A 14,169-nucleotide genomic window follows, 5' to 3' on the forward strand; every position below is an offset into this window, starting at 1 on the left:
GCGCTTTCCTCCACTCTACAGATGGCGCCACCGTTCCCGCAAGCAGCGCCTCCGGCTCTTCTACGGCCGGATGAACACCTTCCCGTTCGGCTTGGCGTGTTCGGCCGGCACCTTCGCAACCGCTTCCTCCAGCGGCACGATGGCATTGACGTCCGTCGCCCAGCGACCGTCCGCGAAGCGCATCTGCGCTTCGCGGATCGTGGCGATCCTGGTTTCCATCGACGACTTCCGCATCCACTCCGTCAGCCAGAAGCCCTCGATGCGCTTGCGCATGAAGATCAGCTGGCCCGGCTCCGGGATCGGCGTAATGGCGGTGTCGAGACGGCCGTAGACGATCCAGCGCGCGCCCTTGGGCATGGCGTTGAAGATCTGGCCGCCGAGCGGGCCAGTCACGGCGTCGAGGAAGATGCGCGGCTGCTCGGCCCGCATCACCTCCTGCAGGCGGTCGGCGAAATCCGGCGCCGTCTCGTTCAGCACATGCGTCGCGCCCGCCTGCTTCAGCATCTCGATCTGGTCGTCGCGCCGCACGATGGCGATCGGGCGATAGCCCTCGTCGCGCGCGACCCCCATCGTCAGCTTGCAGAGCTGGCTGGCGCCGGCCGTCAGGACGAAGGCCTTCTCGCCTTCTTCCTTGACGATGCCGAACATGGCGAGGGCGGTGAGCGGGTTGACGATCATGGCAGCCGCGTCGGCATCCTTCACCCCGTCCATGATCGGAATGCAGGCAGCAGCCTCGGAGATGGCATATTCGGCCCAGGATCCCCAGTTGGAGAGCCCGGTGGCGAAGGCCACGCGCTGACCGACGAGCCGCTGCGCCTCCGGGCTTTCGCCCGCCGCCGCCACGATGCCGACGCCTTCGAAACCCGCCGGCTGGCCCTTGCGGCGCGGCTGGCCGTAGAGGCCTTTCACGAACATGACGTCGGAGGGGTTGATCGAGGCGAGGCTGACCTTCACCAGCACCTGCGACGGCCCCGGTCGCGGCACGCCGATCTCGCCCAGGTGCACGTAGGCATCCATGGATTCGAGCCGGGCGTCCGACCGCTCGGTCGAGTAGCCGTCGCCGACGAGCAGCAGCGCCTTCATCGTCTCGGGGATGCTCAAGGCTGTCGTTCCCTTCATGGCTTGAGAATGATCTTTCCGGCGGACCCGCGGTTCAGCACCCGCGTCAGCACGGCTGCGGCGTCCGCGAGCGGGTACTCGCCCTCGATCACGGGCTTCACCTTGCCGGCCACGTACCAGCCGAGCAGCTCGCGCATGTTGTCGGCGTACACGGCCGGCTCGCGGCGGGTGAAGTCGCCCCAGAACACGCCGACGACGCTGAAGCCCTTCACGAGCGCCAGGTTGACGGGGAATTTCGGGATCGTTCCGGAGGCGAAGCCGATGACGAGCAGCCGCCCGCCCCACCCCATCGAGCGCGACAGCGCGTCGAAGCTCTCGCCGCCGACCGGATCGTAGCCGACGTCGACGCCCTTGCCGCCCGTCGCCTCCTTCAGCGCGTCCTTGAGATTGTCGTAGCCGAGCACGACGTCCGCACCGGCCTCGCTGGCGATGGCCCGCTTCTCCTTCGAGGAGGCGACGCCGATGACGCGCGCGCCCATCGCCTTGCCGATCTGGACCGCCGCCGTGCCGGTGAGGCCGCCCGCGCCCAGCACGCAGAGCGTCTCGCCGGACTTCAGCTGGCCGCGCTGCTTCAGCGCGTAGTGGGACGTGCCGTAGCCGCACAGCAGCGCGCAGGCATCGGCTGCCGTTACCGCGTCGGGAAGCGGCATGACGCTTTCCTCCGGCGCGGCGACCTTTTCGGCGTAACCACCGAGGCTCCCGAGCGCGGCGACGCGGTCGCCCACCTTGACCGAGCGGACCTCATCGCCGATGGCGACCACCGTTCCGGCCACTTCCATGCCCGGAACGAAGGGGACCGGGGGTTTCATCTGGTAGAGCCCCTGCACCAGAAGGCCGTCCGGGAAATTCACCCCGATCGCCTCTGCTTCGACCACCACCGTGCGCCCGGTCGCCTCCGGCTCGGGCCAGTCGGCATAGGCGAGGTTCTCGAGCGGACCGTAGTCGCGGGCGACGATCGCCTTCATGCTCACACTTTCTCCTGCGTGTATTTCTTGAGTTCCTGACGTGCGACCTGGCGGCGATGCACGGCGTCCGGGCCGTCGGCGAAGCGCAGGGTGCGCAGATGGGTCCAGCTGCGCGCCAGCGGCGTGTCCTGGCTGATTCCCTGCGCGCCGAACATCTGCACCGCCTCGTCGGTGACCTTGAGCGCCACCTGCGGCGCCACCACCTTGATCTGGCTGATCCACGGCGCAGCCGCCTTCGCGTCACCCTGATCCATCATCCAGGCCGCCTTGAGGCACAGCAGCCGCGCCATCTCGATCTCCATGCGGCAGTTGGCGATGATGTCGTAATTGGCGCCGAGCTTGGCCAGCGGCTGTCCGAAAGCCTCGCGGCGCATGGCGCGCTGGCACATCATCTCCAGCGCCCGCTCCGCCTGACCGACGGCGCGCATGCAATGGTGGATACGGCCGGGTCCGAGCCGTCCCTGCGCGATCTCGAAGCCCGCGCCTTCGCGCAGGAGCAGGTTCGCGACCGGCACGCGCACGTTCTCGAAGCGGACGTGCATGTGCCCGTGCGGGGCGTCGTCGTCGCCGTAGACCTGCATGGCGCGCAGCATGGTCACGCCCGGCGTGCCAGCCGGCACCAGCACCATCGAATGGCGGCGGTGCTTGGGATCGTCCTCGCCGCCCGTCTTCACCATGACGATGTAGATCTTGCAGCGCGGATCGCCGGCACCCGACGACCACCACTTCTCCCCGTTCATGACGTAATGGTCGCCGTCGCGCACGCAGGACATCGAGATGTTGGTGGCGTCGGAGGAGGCGACGTCCGGCTCCGTCATCAGGAAGGCCGACCGGATCTTTCCCTCCAGCAGCGGCGCCAGCCACTCGTCCTTCTGCGCCTGCGTGCCGTAGCGCTCGAACACTTCCATGTTGCCCGTGTCGGGCGCCGAACAGTTGAACACCTCCGCCGCCAGATGCGACTTGCCCATCTCTTCCGCGAGATAGGCGTATTCGACGGTCGACAGGCCGTAGCCGCGCTCCGAATCCGTCAGCCAGAAGTTCCAAAGGCCGCGTTCCCGCGCCTTCGCCTTGAGGCCTTCGAGGATGTCGGTCTGCTTCTGCGTGTAGACGAAGCGATCGCCCGCCTTGCCGATCTCGGCCAGGAACTCCTCGTCGAGCGGGATGATCTCGTCGCGCACCATCCGCGCCACCTTCTCGTGGATCGGTTTCAGGCGTTCGGTCATCCCGAGGTTCATGTCGGTCATTTCAGCGTCCCTTGCTCCTTGCACAGCCCGCCCTGGGCGTAGTCGACCACCTGATCGGCGATGGCTTCGATGTCGGCGCGCGTCTCGCCTGTGCGCGGCGAGTACCAGAAGATCGGCGAGTTCAACGTCATGAACATCAGCTGGCTCGCGATGCTCGGGCTGTCGAAGCGGAAGACGCCTTCGTCGCGGCCCTGCAGAAGCGTCTCCCGGAACTGTGCGCCATAGCGGTCGCGATAGGCGACGAGCTCGTTGAACACGGTGCGCTGTTCCGGCGTGGTGGCCCCGCGCAGGTGCATCTCGACGCCGAGCCAGACGGCCCGCTGGAACGGCTTGGTATCGATCATCTGCAGCACGTGGGCCTTGGCCATCCGACGCCAGCGCACCACGGCCGGTCCAGCCATGCCGCGATACGGCGCCAGTGCCTCGAAGTTCATGTCCATGCCGTGACGGAAGACTTCCGCGAACAGATCCGCCTTCGAAGGAAAATGGTGGTAGATGCGCCCCTTCGTAGCGCCAAGCCGTCGCGCAACGTCGTCGATCGACGTTGCCGTATAGCCGCGTTCCATGAAACAGCTGGCCGCCGCGCGCAGGATGTCGATGCGCGAACTGTCGGCGACGTGCTCCCTGACGCCCAGCGCCATGCGCGTTGAAACCTCCCGTCGTCCAGCTGGCCTGTTTTTGCGGCTTTCGCCGTACGGCCTCTTTACTGACGAGCCGATGATGAACATACTACCCGGTATGTTGTCAACGCAGCCGCGAAAAAAGGCTGCGGACGGGGAGGAACGATGTCTTATCTCGAGGATCTGTTTTCGGTTGCCGGAAAGACGGCGCTCATCACCGGCGCCGCCAGCGGCATAGGCCTTATGGCCGCCGAGGCATTGATCAAGGCCGGTGCCAGCGTGCTGATCGCGTCGCGGCGTGGCGCCGAATGCGAGAAGATCGCGGCGGAACTGAATGCGCTGGGAAGCGGCAGGGCCGACGGCTTCGCAGGCGACGTTTCGTCCGAGGCAGGCGTCGCCGCACTGGCCGGGGAAGTGAAGGCGCGAACCGGCAGGCTCGACATCCTGATCAACAATGCCGGCCTCTCCTGGGGAGAGCCGCTCGACACCTTCCCCTACAAGGCCTGGTCGCGCGTGCTCGACGTCAACGTCACCGGCCTGTTCCACCTGACACGCGACCTGCTGCCGCTGCTCGAGGCTGCCGGCACGCACGAAGATCCGGCTCGCATCATCAACCTCGGATCGGTGATGGGCACGCAGCCGATCGCGGACGGTGCCTATTCCTACACCGCCTCCAAGGCCGCCGTGCACCACCTGACGAAGACGCTGGCCGGCGAGCTTGCCGGCCGCCACATCACCGTGAACGCTTTCGCCCCCGGCCCCTTCCAGAGCCGCATGACGGCTTTTGCGACCGGTACGGAGGAAAAGGCTGCGAAGGTCGGCAGCCGCGTCCCGCTCGGCCGTATCGGACGGCCCGATGACATCGCCGGCGCGACTCTTTATCTGTGCAGCCGTGCCGGCCGCTACGTGACGGGGGCCATCCTGCCGCTCGACGGCGGCCAGTCCGTCCAGCACGGCATGTCGCTGTTCAAGGACCTGGACTGACGCCTCCCATGGAAACGCCCAAGCAGACGATCACCACCGACGACCTCATCGCGGCCGTCGGCACCGAGATCGGCGTCTCGCCCTGGCGCACGGTCAGCCAGACGATGATCGATCGATTCGCCGATGCGACCGACGACCATCAGTTCATCCATGTCGACCCCGAGCGCGCAGCCCGCGAGACGCCGTTCGGCGGCACCATCGCGCATGGCTTCCTGTCGCTGTCGCTGCTCTCCACGCTCGCCTACGAGACCATCCCTCCCCTCGAGGGCGCGACGGTGGGCATCAACTACGGCTTCGACGAGATCCGCTTCAAGGCCCCTGTCAAGTCCGGCGCGCGGGTGCGCGCACGCTTCCTGCTGGTCAAGGCCAACGTCCGCCCCTCGGGCTGGATCGAAGTAGCTCACGACGTCACGATCGAAATCGAAGGCTCGAAGAAGCCCGCGCTCACCGCGCGCTGGCTCACGCTGACACAGCTCCCGCGTCAGGAGGAGACGTCATGAGCGATCCCAACGCGCTCGATCCGGCCGTGCTCGGCCCTTATCTCGAGGCCAATGTTCCCGGCTTCCGGGGTCTGCGCGGCATCGAGAAGTTCAAGTCCGGCCAGTCGAACCCGACCTATCGCCTGAACGCCGCCAGCGGCGACTACGTGCTGCGCGCCAAGCCGCCTGGCCAGCTCCTGAAATCCGCGCATCAGGTCGATCGCGAATACCGCGTCATCCGGGCGCTCGGCAGGACCGGTTTTCCGGTGCCGGAGGTGCTTCATCTCTCGCAGGAGGACTCGCCGATCGGCCGCATGTTCTACGTGATGACCTTCGTGGACGGACGGATCTTCTGGGATCCGGCGCTGCCGGAGGCGGCCGGCACCGCGGAACGCGGCGCCATCTACGACGCGATGAACGCGACGCTCGCCCGGCTCCACGCCATCGACGTCGAGGCGGCAGGCCTGTCCGACTACGGGCGCCCCGGCAGCTACTTCGAACGCCAGATCGGCCGCTGGGGCGGGCAGTACCGCGCCTCCGAGACCGGCACCGTGGCGGACATGGAGACCCTGATGGGCTGGCTGGACGCCCACCGCCCGGCCGACGACGGGATCGTCGCGCTGGTGCACGGCGACTACCGGCTCGACAACATGATCTTCGCGAAGGACGAGCCGAAGGTCGTCGCCGTGCTCGACTGGGAGCTCTCGACGCTCGGCCACCCCTATGCCGACCTCGCCTACCAGTGCATGCAGTGGCGCCTGCCGCATGCCTCCGGGTTCCGCGGCCTGGGCGGCATCGATCGCAAGGCGGTGGGCCTGCCGACCGAGGAGGAATACGTCGCCGCCTATTGCAGGCGCCGCGGCATCGACGGCATCGGCGACTGGACCTTCTACCTCGCCTTCTCCTTCTTCCGCCTCGCCGCCATCTGTCAGGGCGTCTACAAGCGGGCACTGGACGGCAATGCGTCCAACCCGGAGAAGGCCCGTACCTATGGCGAGGCGGTGAAGCTTCTGGCCGGGCTCGCGGTCCGCCGTATCGAAACGGGAGAGTGATCCATGGGACGTTTTTCGGGGCAGGTCGTCATCGTGACCGGCGCCTGCGGCGGCTTCGGCAGCCGGACTGCGGAGCGGCTGGCCGAGGAAGGCGCGAGCCTGGTTCTCTCCGACATGGACCAGACCCGGCTCGACCGGATGGCGGAAAAACTGGCCGTTCCGGTTGCCTCCCTCGCCGGCGACGTCTCGGACGAGGCGCTGTCGCGTGATCTCGTGGCGCTGGCGGTCGAGCGTTTCGGCCGGCTCGACATCGCCATCAACAATGCCGGCATCGCGCAGAGCTTCGTTCGGCTGGCACAGCTGTCGGGCGAGGAAGCGCGCCGCATCTTCGACATCGATCTGCTCGGCGTCTTCTTCGCCATGAAGCACCAGCTTCAGGCGATGGAGAGCCAGTACAAGACGGACGGAAAGGGTGGCACGATCGTCAACATCGCCTCCGTGGCCGGTCTCGCGGGAGCGCCGAAGCTGTCGGTCTATGCCGCAGCCAAGCACGGCGTCGTGGGGCTGACGCGGTCGGGCGCCGCCGAATACGCCTCGCGCGGCATCCGCGTGAACGCCGTCTGCCCCTCCTTCGCCCGCACCGCGATGGTCGACGCCTTCGTGCAGATCTCCGGACGGGAGGAAGCCGAGGCGCTTGACGAACTGACCCGCGGCGTGCCGATGAAGCGGGTGGCCGAAGTGGACGAGATCGTCGAGGCGATCCTCTTTGCAGCGGACCCCAGGAACTCCTTCATGAACGGTCACGCGCTGGCCGTCGACGGCGGCATCACGGCGCTCTGAGCACCTGGCGGTGGAAAGGGTCCCGCGGGCCCTATCCGGCGGCGAGCCGCAGTTCGACGTCGAGCGCCGGCTCCACGGCCGCGGTCACCACGCGGTTCCGGCCGGTGCGCTTGGCCTGGTAGAGCAGTTCGTCGGCGATGCGGTAGAGTTCGCTGAAGGCCTGGGGAGCCGCGTAGACCGCGCAGCCGATGCTGGCCGTCAGCGGCCAGGACGTTCCGTTGGGCCGGAACCGGGACGTCTCGATCTCCCGGCGAATCCGCTCCGCCATGGCTCCCGCGTCGCAGGGGCCTGCCAGATGCACGGCGAACTCCTCCCCGCCCAGCCGGCCGACGACATCGTCGTTGCGGATCGACGCGCGGATGGCCGACGCCATCAGGCGCAGCGCCTCGTCGCCGTTGCCATGCCCGAACCGGTCGTTGATGCGCTTGAAGCTGTCCGCGTCGATCACCATCAGGGCGCCGGATCCATTCTCCTGCGAAGCCTGCGCGGCCGCCAGCTTCGCCTCGACCTGCGCGGCGAAGGCGCCCCGGTTGAGGCAACCGGTCAGCGAATCCGTCGTCGCCGCCGCCATGAGCTTGTGGTTCGCGATCGCGAGCTCGCGCAGCTTGAGTGTCAGGTAGAAGAACAGCGGACCTGCCAGCAGGATCGGGATGATGGTGCCGCTGAAGATCGACAGGCCCAGCGCCGGCTGGCCGAGGTCGCGGAACATGAGCCAGTTCGCCGTCTGTGCGAAGAGAATGCAGCCCAGCGTCCCGAACGCGGTCCAGCGGGCCAGCGCCCGCCGTCCCCGCGGAGACATGTCCTTCAGCGTCGCCAGCACAGCAACCTCCACACCCGAGGCAGCATATTAGCGAACAGGCATGAAGAGCACGTTATCGGGATGATGAAGATTGTCCCGATCGAGCGGGCTCAGGCGTCCCGTGCCGCTTCCTCCAGGAAGTCCCAGGCGTAGTCGGAAAAGGAACGCCAGACCTCGACGCGGAATGCCGTCTCGCCGGTTCGCAGGAGCACCACCTCGATCTTGCCGAGGACGGTGCGCGAGCAGGCGCCCACGGGAAAGGCGTCGAGCGACAGATCCTGCGGGCAGCCGGCATTGAGGCAGGCCGACGCGCCCGGACCATCGACGAGGATCGCGACGTTGCGGTGTGACACGTCGACCGCGGAATGCAACGCTCCCGTGCCGGTGCCGATGGCCCCCAGATCCGCGCCGTCCGCGTCGATCAGCAGCCACTCGTCGGGGCCGAGCCACAAGGCGTGCCGGCGCCGATTGTCCGACGACGCCGATTTCTTCGGCTCCCTCGGCAGCATCAGGCCGAGCGCATGCGACAGGGGCTCGAGCGACGGTTCGGGAGCCCGCAGGACGAACCGCGCAGCCGGCATCGCGGCGGTCAGCGTCACACGACGCGCCGTCCCCTTGCGGCCGGCCTGCTTCTGCCGGCGTTCGGCGAGGACGATCTCAGCCATGGAGCCTCTCTCCCTTCTGGTCGAAGAACACGGTGTCGCAGACCTCGACCTCGATCGTCGCGGATGGCATCGGCACGTGGAGGGTCTGTCCCATGCGGTCGCGGCCGCCCTCGATCAGGGCGAGCGCTATGGAACGGCCGCAATTCTCGGACCAGTAGGACGAGGTGACGTGGCCGATCATCTTCATCGGCACCGGTTGCTTCGGGTCGGCGACGATCTGCGCGCCTTCCTCCAGCACGGTCCTTGGATCCTTCGTGCGCAGCCCGACGAGCTGCCGCCGGCCCGGCGCCACGAGATCGGGTCGCCTGAGGCCGCGGATGCCGACGAAGTCCGTCTTCTTCTTGCCCACCGCCCAGTCGAGACCGGCGTCGTCGGGCGTGACCGTGCCGTCGGTATCCTGGCCGACGATGATGTAGCCCTTCTCCGCGCGCAGGACGTGCATCGATTCGGTCCCGTAGGCGCAGGCTCCGTGTTTCCTGCCCTCGGCCCACAGGGCCTCCCAGACGGCTTCGCCGTAGTCGGCCGGCACGTTCACCTCGAAGCCGCGCTCGCCGGTGAACGACATGCGGAACAGTCGCGTCGGCACGCCGCAGATCGTTCCTTCGCGCACCGACATGTGGGGCATGGCGGCATCAGACAGGTCGATTCCCTCGACCAGCGGCGCGAGGATGTCCCGCGATTTCGGGCCCTGGACGGCGATGACCGCCCATTGTTCGGAGACGGAAGTAAGCCAGACCGACAGATGCGGGAACTCCGTCTGCAGGTAGTCTTCCATGTGATTGAGCACCCGCGCGGCGCCACCCGTCGTCGTCGTGACGTGAAACCGGTCGTGCGCAAGCCGTCCCACCACGCCGTCGTCGTAGATGAAGCCGTCCTCGCGCAGCATGATGCCGTACCGGCAGCGGCCGGCTTCCAGCTTCTGCCAGGGATTGGTGTAGAGCAGTTCCATGAAGGTCGCGGCATCGGGCCCGACCACCTCGATCTTGCCGAGCGTCGAGGCGTCGAACAGGCCGGCCGCCTGCCGCACCGTGCGGCATTCGCGGTTCACCGCGGCATGCATGTCCTCTCCCGCCTGCGGATAATACCAGGCCCGCTTCCACTGGCCGACGTCCTCGAACACCGCCCCGTGCCGCTCCTCCCAGCCATGGATCGGCGTCCGGCGCGTCGGGTCGAACAGCTTGCCCCGCGCGTGGTTGACGATGGCGCCGTAGGTCACTGGGGTATAGGGCGCCCGGAATGTGGTGAGGCCGACCTCCGGAATGTCCTTGCCAAGCATCTCCGCCGCGATCGCGAGGCCATGCAGATTCGAGGTCTTGCCCTGGTCGGTCGCCATGCCGTTGGTGGTGAAGCGCTTCACGTGCTCGATCGAGCGCATGCCCTCCTTGACCGCCTGGCGGATGTCCTTGGCGGTGACGTCGTTCTGGAAATCGACGAAGGCCTTGACCTTCGTGCCCTTTCCGGCGCCGGGGGCAGCCCCCACCATGCCCGCCGACCAGCCTTCGCTCGCCTCCACCTTGAAGAAGGGACGCGCGCCGCCGGAACGGCCGGCGGCCTTCGCCGCCCGCTCGCCAGCCGCCACGGCCTCGCGGATCGCAGCGGCAAGGTCGTCGGTGCCGTTGCACGATCCGATGCTGGCGCAGTCCTGCGCGTAGGTGCCTGGCACGAAGCGTTGCGTGCCGGGTTCGAACGCCACCTTTCCGCGCGACTGCGAGAAGAGGTGGACGCTCGGAGTCCAGCCGGCCGACATCAGCAGGGCATCGACCGGGATGTGCCGCCCGGTGCCTTCCCCGGTCTTCGGCTGCACCGTGATCGACTTGACCCGCAGGGAGCCGGTCACCGACGTCACGGCCCGGCCGGGCAGCACCTCGATCCCGAGCCCCTTGGCCTCGTCGACCGCAGCCCCCGTCGGATTGTCGCGCAGGTCGACGACGACGCGAACGTCTATCCCGGCCTTCTTCAGGTCGATTGCGGCCCGATAGGCCGATTCGTTGGCCGTGTAGACGCCGATCGTCCGGCCGACCGAGACACCGTAATGGTTGAGGTAGGTCCGCGCGGCCGAGGCCAGCATGATGCCCGGCCGGTCGTTGCCGGCAAAGACCATGTGCCGCTCGATCGAGCCGGTGGCGAGGATCACCCGCTTCGCCCGGACCTGCCACAGCCGTTCGCGCGGCAGGTCGCCGGGTTCGGCCATGTGCTCGGTCACCCGCTCGACGAGGCCGACGAAGTTCTGCGCGTAATAGCCGAAGGCGGTGGTGCGGGGGAGCAGCGTCACCCCATCCATCTCCGACAGACGCCGCGCCGCCTGCTGCGTCCAGTCCCAGCCGTCGTGCCCGTCGATTCGGGCGCCGCTCTCGTAACGCATGGCGCCGCCGAAGCGAGCCTGTTCGTCGCAGAGGATGACGCGGGCGCCGGCTTCGGCCGCCGCGAGCGCGGCTGCCAGTCCCGCCGCGCCGCCGCCGACGACGAGGACGTCACAATGGGCGAAACGCGCCGAATAATGATCCGGATCCGGCCGGTCCGGCGCGACGCCGAGGCCCGCGGCCTGACGGATGTTCGGCTCGTAGAGCTTGGCCCAGGCGGCCTTCGGCCACATGAAGGTCTTGTAGTAGAAGCCGGCCGAGAAGAACGGCGAAGCGAGATCGTTGATCGCCCCCACGTCGAAGGCGAGCGATGGCCAGCGGTTCTGCGACACCGCCGTCAGCCCGTCATAGACCTCCTGCACCGTAGCCCGCACGTTGGGCGTCCGGCGGGCGGCATCCCGGTGAATGCCCACCAGCGCGTTGGGCTCTTCGGCCCCGGCCGAAAGGATGCCGCGCGGACGGTGATACTTGAACGAACGGCCGACGAGGTGCACCCCGTTTGCCAGCAGCGCGGAGGCGAGCGTGTCGCCCTCGCGCGCCGCATGGGGCTCGCCGTCGAAGGTGAAGCGGATCTGCTTCGCGCCTGCCAGTCGTCCGGAGCCTGCGATACGATGCGTCTCGGCCATCAGGCCTCACCCTTCTTTGCTGGAGTGGTGCGCGTGCGCTTCGGTGCCCGCTTGGCGGCGCTGGTCTCGTCCGGCGTTTCGGGTGCGACGGCCTCGGCGGGGGACGGCGCGCCTGCAGTACCGGCAGCCTTCCTGCCCCTCGGAGCAGAAGCCTTTGCGGGCGCCGCGGCTTTGGCTGCCGGCGCCCGGCGTTTCGGTTTCTCCTCGGCGGCCGCGGGTGCGGCGGCCGGCGCGGCCCGTCGGACCGGCTTCCTGGTCTCCTCGGTCGCGGGCGCCGTCGGTGGCATGGCCGGTGGCGTATCCTCGACCGCCGCCTGCGTTGCCTTCCGCGGCGCGCGCGCCGGTGCGGCGGGTTTGGGCTGGGCAGGTGTCGCGGGCGTCGCCGGCTCCGCCACCAGCGGCTCGACTGCCGCCACCGCCTTGGAGAACCGCGCCGGATCGGGTTTCGGCAGCCCGGCCTTGTAGGTGGTGATGAAGCGGTCGGTCACCGAATCGCGCACCGCGTTGAAGAAGCGGCCGCAGCCATGCACGTGCCGCCAGCGCTCGTAGACGAGGCCCTTGGTGTTGGCGCGCAGGAACAGGAAAGCCTCGAAGTCCTCGTCGCTCGTCTCGACGATGTTGGCCGCGCGCGCGATATGGGCTTCGCCGGCATGACGGAATTCGAGTTCCGGCCGGTCCTCGCCGCAATAGGGGCAATGGATCAGGAGCATGCTGTTTTCCGCTCTTCAGAGTTCGCCATGGCCGAGACGGGTACCGGGCGGCTGGTCGCAGAGCCGGCGCGCGGTCGTGACGTAGGGTGCGATCCGGACGACGAGTTCTTCGAGACTGTCGAATGGCGAGAAGAGATCGCGAAAGCCGATGTTCTGGACCGCCAGGTCGATGGGGTTGACCGACAGGACCAGCCGTCGCTGCCGTGCCGCGGCACCGTCGGTCATGTCCTCGTCTTCCGCGCTCGCCTCGAGGAACAGTGCGACCTTCTGGCCTGCCGCCCAGCCGCAGGCCAGCGTTCCGCGCTCGACGCTGAACGGCCACTCCGTCTCCCGCGCCTCGCGCTCGATGGACTGCAACCGCACGTCCTCGGCTCGCGGCAGATGGAAGAAGTCCTGCTCGCCCGCCAGGACGATCGGCAATGCGAGCACCGCATTCGGCACCGCCAGCATGGTCAGTGCGCCACGGCCGCAGCGGCCGCCTCGTCGATCAGGCGCCCGGTCCGGAAGCGCTCCAGCGTGAAGGGCGCGTTGATCGGGTGCGGCTCGTCGCGGGCGATGGTGTGGGCAAAGACGTTGCCGGAGCCGGGCGTCGCCTTGAAGCCGCCGGTGCCCCAGCCGCAATTGACGTAGAGACCCCTCACCGGCGTCTTGGCGAGGATCGGCGAACGATCCGGAGTCACGTCGACGATACCGCCCCAGGAGCGCAGCATCTTCATGCGGGTGAACACCGGGAACATCTCGCAGATGGCGTCGAGCGTGTGGTTGATGATGTGCAGCCCTCCGGTCTGCGAATAGGACGTGTACTGGTCCGTGCCGGCGCCGATCACCAGTTCGCCCTTGTCAGACTGGGAGATGTAGGCGTGCACGGTGTTCGACATCACCACGCAGGGGAAGCAGGGCTTCACCGGCTCCGACACCAGCGCCTGCAGCGGATAGCTCTCGAGCGGCATGCGCACGCCCGCCATTCCCATCAGCACCGAGGTGTGTCCGGCGGCGACCACGCCGACCTTCTTCGCGCGGATCGTGCCGCGGCTCGTCTCGACGCCGGTGACCGCGCCGTCGGGGCCGCGGTTGATGGCGGTGACCTCGCAGTTCTGGATGATGTGGACGCCGCGCGCCGAGGCGCCGCGCGCATAGCCCCACGCGACGGCGTCGTGCCGCGCCGTGCCGCCGCGCCGCTGCAGCGCCGCACCGACCACCGGATAGCGCGCATCCTTCGAGATGTTGAGCGGCGGGCAGAAGGCCTTGGCCTGTTCGGGCGTCAGCCATTCGTTGTCGATGCCGTTCAGCCGGTTGGCGTGCACGTGGCGCTTCAGCACCTGCACGTCGTGCACATTGTGCGCCAGCATCATCACCCCGCGCGGCGAGTACATGACGTTGTAGTTGAGCTCCTGCGAGAGCCCTTCCCACAGCTTCACGGCATGCTCGTAGATGCCGGCCGATTCGTCGTACAGATAGTTCGAGCGGATGATGGTGGTGTTGCGCCCGGTATTGCCGCCGCCGAGCCAGCCCTTCTCGAGCACCGCCACGTTCGTGATGCCGTGCTCCTTCGCGAGGTAATAGGCCGTTGCCAGGCCGTGGCCGCCGGCACCCACTATGAGGACGTCGTATTCGGCCTTCGGCTCCGGAGAGGACCACTGTTCCTCCCAGCCGGTGTGGCCGCGAAACGCCTCTCGGGCGATGGCGAAAACGGAATACTTGCGCATCAGCGGGAAGCCTCGCATCCTGTTCGTGCGGCCGTAACCATCGAGACGGCGGGTGTAGCA

13 protein-coding genes and 1 pseudogene are annotated in these 14,169 nt (G+C 67.9%); 4 read left to right on the forward strand and 10 right to left on the reverse strand.

The annotated features are described in order from the left end of the window. Positions 1 to 60: 60 nt before the first annotated feature. The 4 genes from IAI54_RS16595 to IAI54_RS16610 are packed head-to-tail and all read right to left on the reverse strand — an operon-like array spanning position 61 to position 4,056. Entirely contained in the window at positions 61 to 1,101 is a 1,041-nt protein-coding gene (locus IAI54_RS16595; protein WP_187968255.1) for a zinc-binding dehydrogenase, read from the reverse strand. A 14-nt stretch (positions 1,102 to 1,115) separates the two neighbouring features. Then, a complete protein-coding gene (locus IAI54_RS16600) occupies positions 1,116 to 2,084 on the reverse strand; it encodes an NADPH:quinone oxidoreductase family protein (RefSeq protein ID WP_187968256.1) in 969 nt (322 codons plus the stop codon). Positions 2,085 to 2,086: 2 nt separating this feature from the next. Continuing rightward, positions 2,087 to 3,328: an acyl-CoA dehydrogenase family protein gene (locus tag IAI54_RS16605; protein WP_187968257.1), complete on the reverse strand. Its 1,242-nt coding sequence runs from the start codon at positions 3,326 to 3,328 to the stop codon at positions 2,087 to 2,089. Continuing rightward, complete coding sequence (locus IAI54_RS16610) at positions 3,325 to 4,056, reverse strand: TetR/AcrR family transcriptional regulator (protein WP_187968258.1); 732 nt, start codon at positions 4,054 to 4,056, stop codon at positions 3,325 to 3,327. Before IAI54_RS16610 ends, IAI54_RS16605 begins: the two co-directional genes overlap by 4 nt. Positions 4,057 to 4,113: 57 nt before the next feature. Between IAI54_RS16610 and IAI54_RS16615 the strand changes: the two genes are divergently transcribed. From IAI54_RS16615 to IAI54_RS16630, 4 genes are read left to right on the forward strand one after another with little or no spacing between them, the layout of a single operon-like run. Further along, positions 4,114 to 4,932, forward strand: coding sequence for an SDR family oxidoreductase (locus IAI54_RS16615; RefSeq protein ID WP_187968259.1), 819 nt, complete (start codon positions 4,114 to 4,116; stop codon positions 4,930 to 4,932). A gap of 8 nt (positions 4,933 to 4,940) precedes the next feature. Then, entirely contained in the window at positions 4,941 to 5,432 is a 492-nt protein-coding gene (locus IAI54_RS16620) for a MaoC family dehydratase (protein ID WP_187968260.1), read from the forward strand. Then, positions 5,429 to 6,463, forward strand: a complete 1,035-nt coding sequence (locus IAI54_RS16625) for a phosphotransferase family protein (RefSeq protein WP_187968261.1) — start codon at positions 5,429 to 5,431, stop codon at positions 6,461 to 6,463. The genes IAI54_RS16620 and IAI54_RS16625 overlap by 4 nt, the downstream gene beginning before the upstream one ends. A gap of 3 nt (positions 6,464 to 6,466) precedes the next feature. Further along, positions 6,467 to 7,243 (forward strand): SDR family NAD(P)-dependent oxidoreductase, encoded by a 777-nt coding sequence (locus tag IAI54_RS16630; protein ID WP_187968262.1) that lies wholly within the window; start codon positions 6,467 to 6,469, stop codon positions 7,241 to 7,243. A 31-nt stretch (positions 7,244 to 7,274) separates the two neighbouring features. On the opposite strand, the gene IAI54_RS16635 is transcribed toward IAI54_RS16630, so the two are convergent. The 6 genes and pseudogenes from IAI54_RS16635 to IAI54_RS16660 all read right to left on the reverse strand — a co-directional run bounded on the left by IAI54_RS16635 (position 7,275) and on the right by IAI54_RS16660 (position 14,109). Next, a complete protein-coding gene (locus tag IAI54_RS16635) occupies positions 7,275 to 8,063 on the reverse strand; it encodes a GGDEF domain-containing protein (RefSeq protein ID WP_187968263.1) in 789 nt (262 codons plus the stop codon). An 89-nt stretch (positions 8,064 to 8,152) separates the two neighbouring features. Further along, positions 8,153 to 8,707, reverse strand: coding sequence for a sarcosine oxidase subunit gamma (locus IAI54_RS16640; RefSeq protein ID WP_187968264.1), 555 nt, complete (start codon positions 8,705 to 8,707; stop codon positions 8,153 to 8,155). Then, positions 8,700 to 11,693, reverse strand: coding sequence for a sarcosine oxidase subunit alpha (locus IAI54_RS16645; RefSeq protein ID WP_187968265.1), 2,994 nt, complete (start codon positions 11,691 to 11,693; stop codon positions 8,700 to 8,702). Before IAI54_RS16645 ends, IAI54_RS16640 begins: the two co-directional genes overlap by 8 nt. 437 nt (positions 11,694 to 12,130) lie before the next feature. Next, a pseudogene (locus IAI54_RS28985) lies at positions 12,131 to 12,403 on the reverse strand (sarcosine oxidase subunit delta); the annotation flags it as partial. 15 nt (positions 12,404 to 12,418) lie between these two features. Further along, on the reverse strand, positions 12,419 to 12,853 hold the full coding sequence (locus IAI54_RS16655; RefSeq protein WP_187968267.1) for a hypothetical protein: 435 nt from the start codon (positions 12,851 to 12,853) through the stop codon (positions 12,419 to 12,421). Positions 12,854 to 12,855: 2 nt separating this feature from the next. Beyond that, the gene (locus IAI54_RS16660; RefSeq protein WP_187968268.1) at positions 12,856 to 14,109 is read right to left on the reverse strand and encodes a sarcosine oxidase subunit beta; all 1,254 of its coding nucleotides are present in this window, start codon (positions 14,107 to 14,109) and stop codon (positions 12,856 to 12,858) included. Between the last annotated feature and the right edge of the window lie 60 nt (positions 14,110 to 14,169).

The sequence above is a fragment of the Aquibium microcysteis genome (assembly GCF_014495845.1).
Lineage (GTDB): Bacteria > Pseudomonadota > Alphaproteobacteria > Rhizobiales > Rhizobiaceae > Aquibium > Aquibium microcysteis.

Coding starts and splice junctions, on each gene's coding strand:
- IAI54_RS16600 (WP_187968256.1), bottom strand. CDS start 2,084: ATGAAGGCGATCGTCGCCCGCGACTACGGTCCGCTCGAGAACCTCGCC.
- IAI54_RS16605 (WP_187968257.1), bottom strand. CDS start 3,328: ATGACCGACATGAACCTCGGGATGACCGAACGCCTGAAACCGATCCAC.
- IAI54_RS16610 (WP_187968258.1), bottom strand. CDS start 4,056: ATGTTCATCATCGGCTCGTCAGTAAAGAGGCCGTACGGCGAAAGCCGC.
- IAI54_RS16615 (WP_187968259.1), top strand. CDS start 4,114: ATGTCTTATCTCGAGGATCTGTTTTCGGTTGCCGGAAAGACGGCGCTC.
- IAI54_RS16620 (WP_187968260.1), top strand. CDS start 4,941: ATGGAAACGCCCAAGCAGACGATCACCACCGACGACCTCATCGCGGCC.
- IAI54_RS16625 (WP_187968261.1), top strand. CDS start 5,429: ATGAGCGATCCCAACGCGCTCGATCCGGCCGTGCTCGGCCCTTATCTC.
- IAI54_RS16630 (WP_187968262.1), top strand. CDS start 6,467: ATGGGACGTTTTTCGGGGCAGGTCGTCATCGTGACCGGCGCCTGCGGC.
- IAI54_RS16640 (WP_187968264.1), bottom strand. CDS start 8,707: ATGGCTGAGATCGTCCTCGCCGAACGCCGGCAGAAGCAGGCCGGCCGC.
- IAI54_RS16645 (WP_187968265.1), bottom strand. CDS start 11,693: ATGGCCGAGACGCATCGTATCGCAGGCTCCGGACGACTGGCAGGCGCG.
- IAI54_RS16655 (WP_187968267.1), bottom strand. CDS start 12,853: ATGCTGGCGGTGCCGAATGCGGTGCTCGCATTGCCGATCGTCCTGGCG.
- IAI54_RS16660 (WP_187968268.1), bottom strand. CDS start 14,109: ATGCGCAAGTATTCCGTTTTCGCCATCGCCCGAGAGGCGTTTCGCGGC.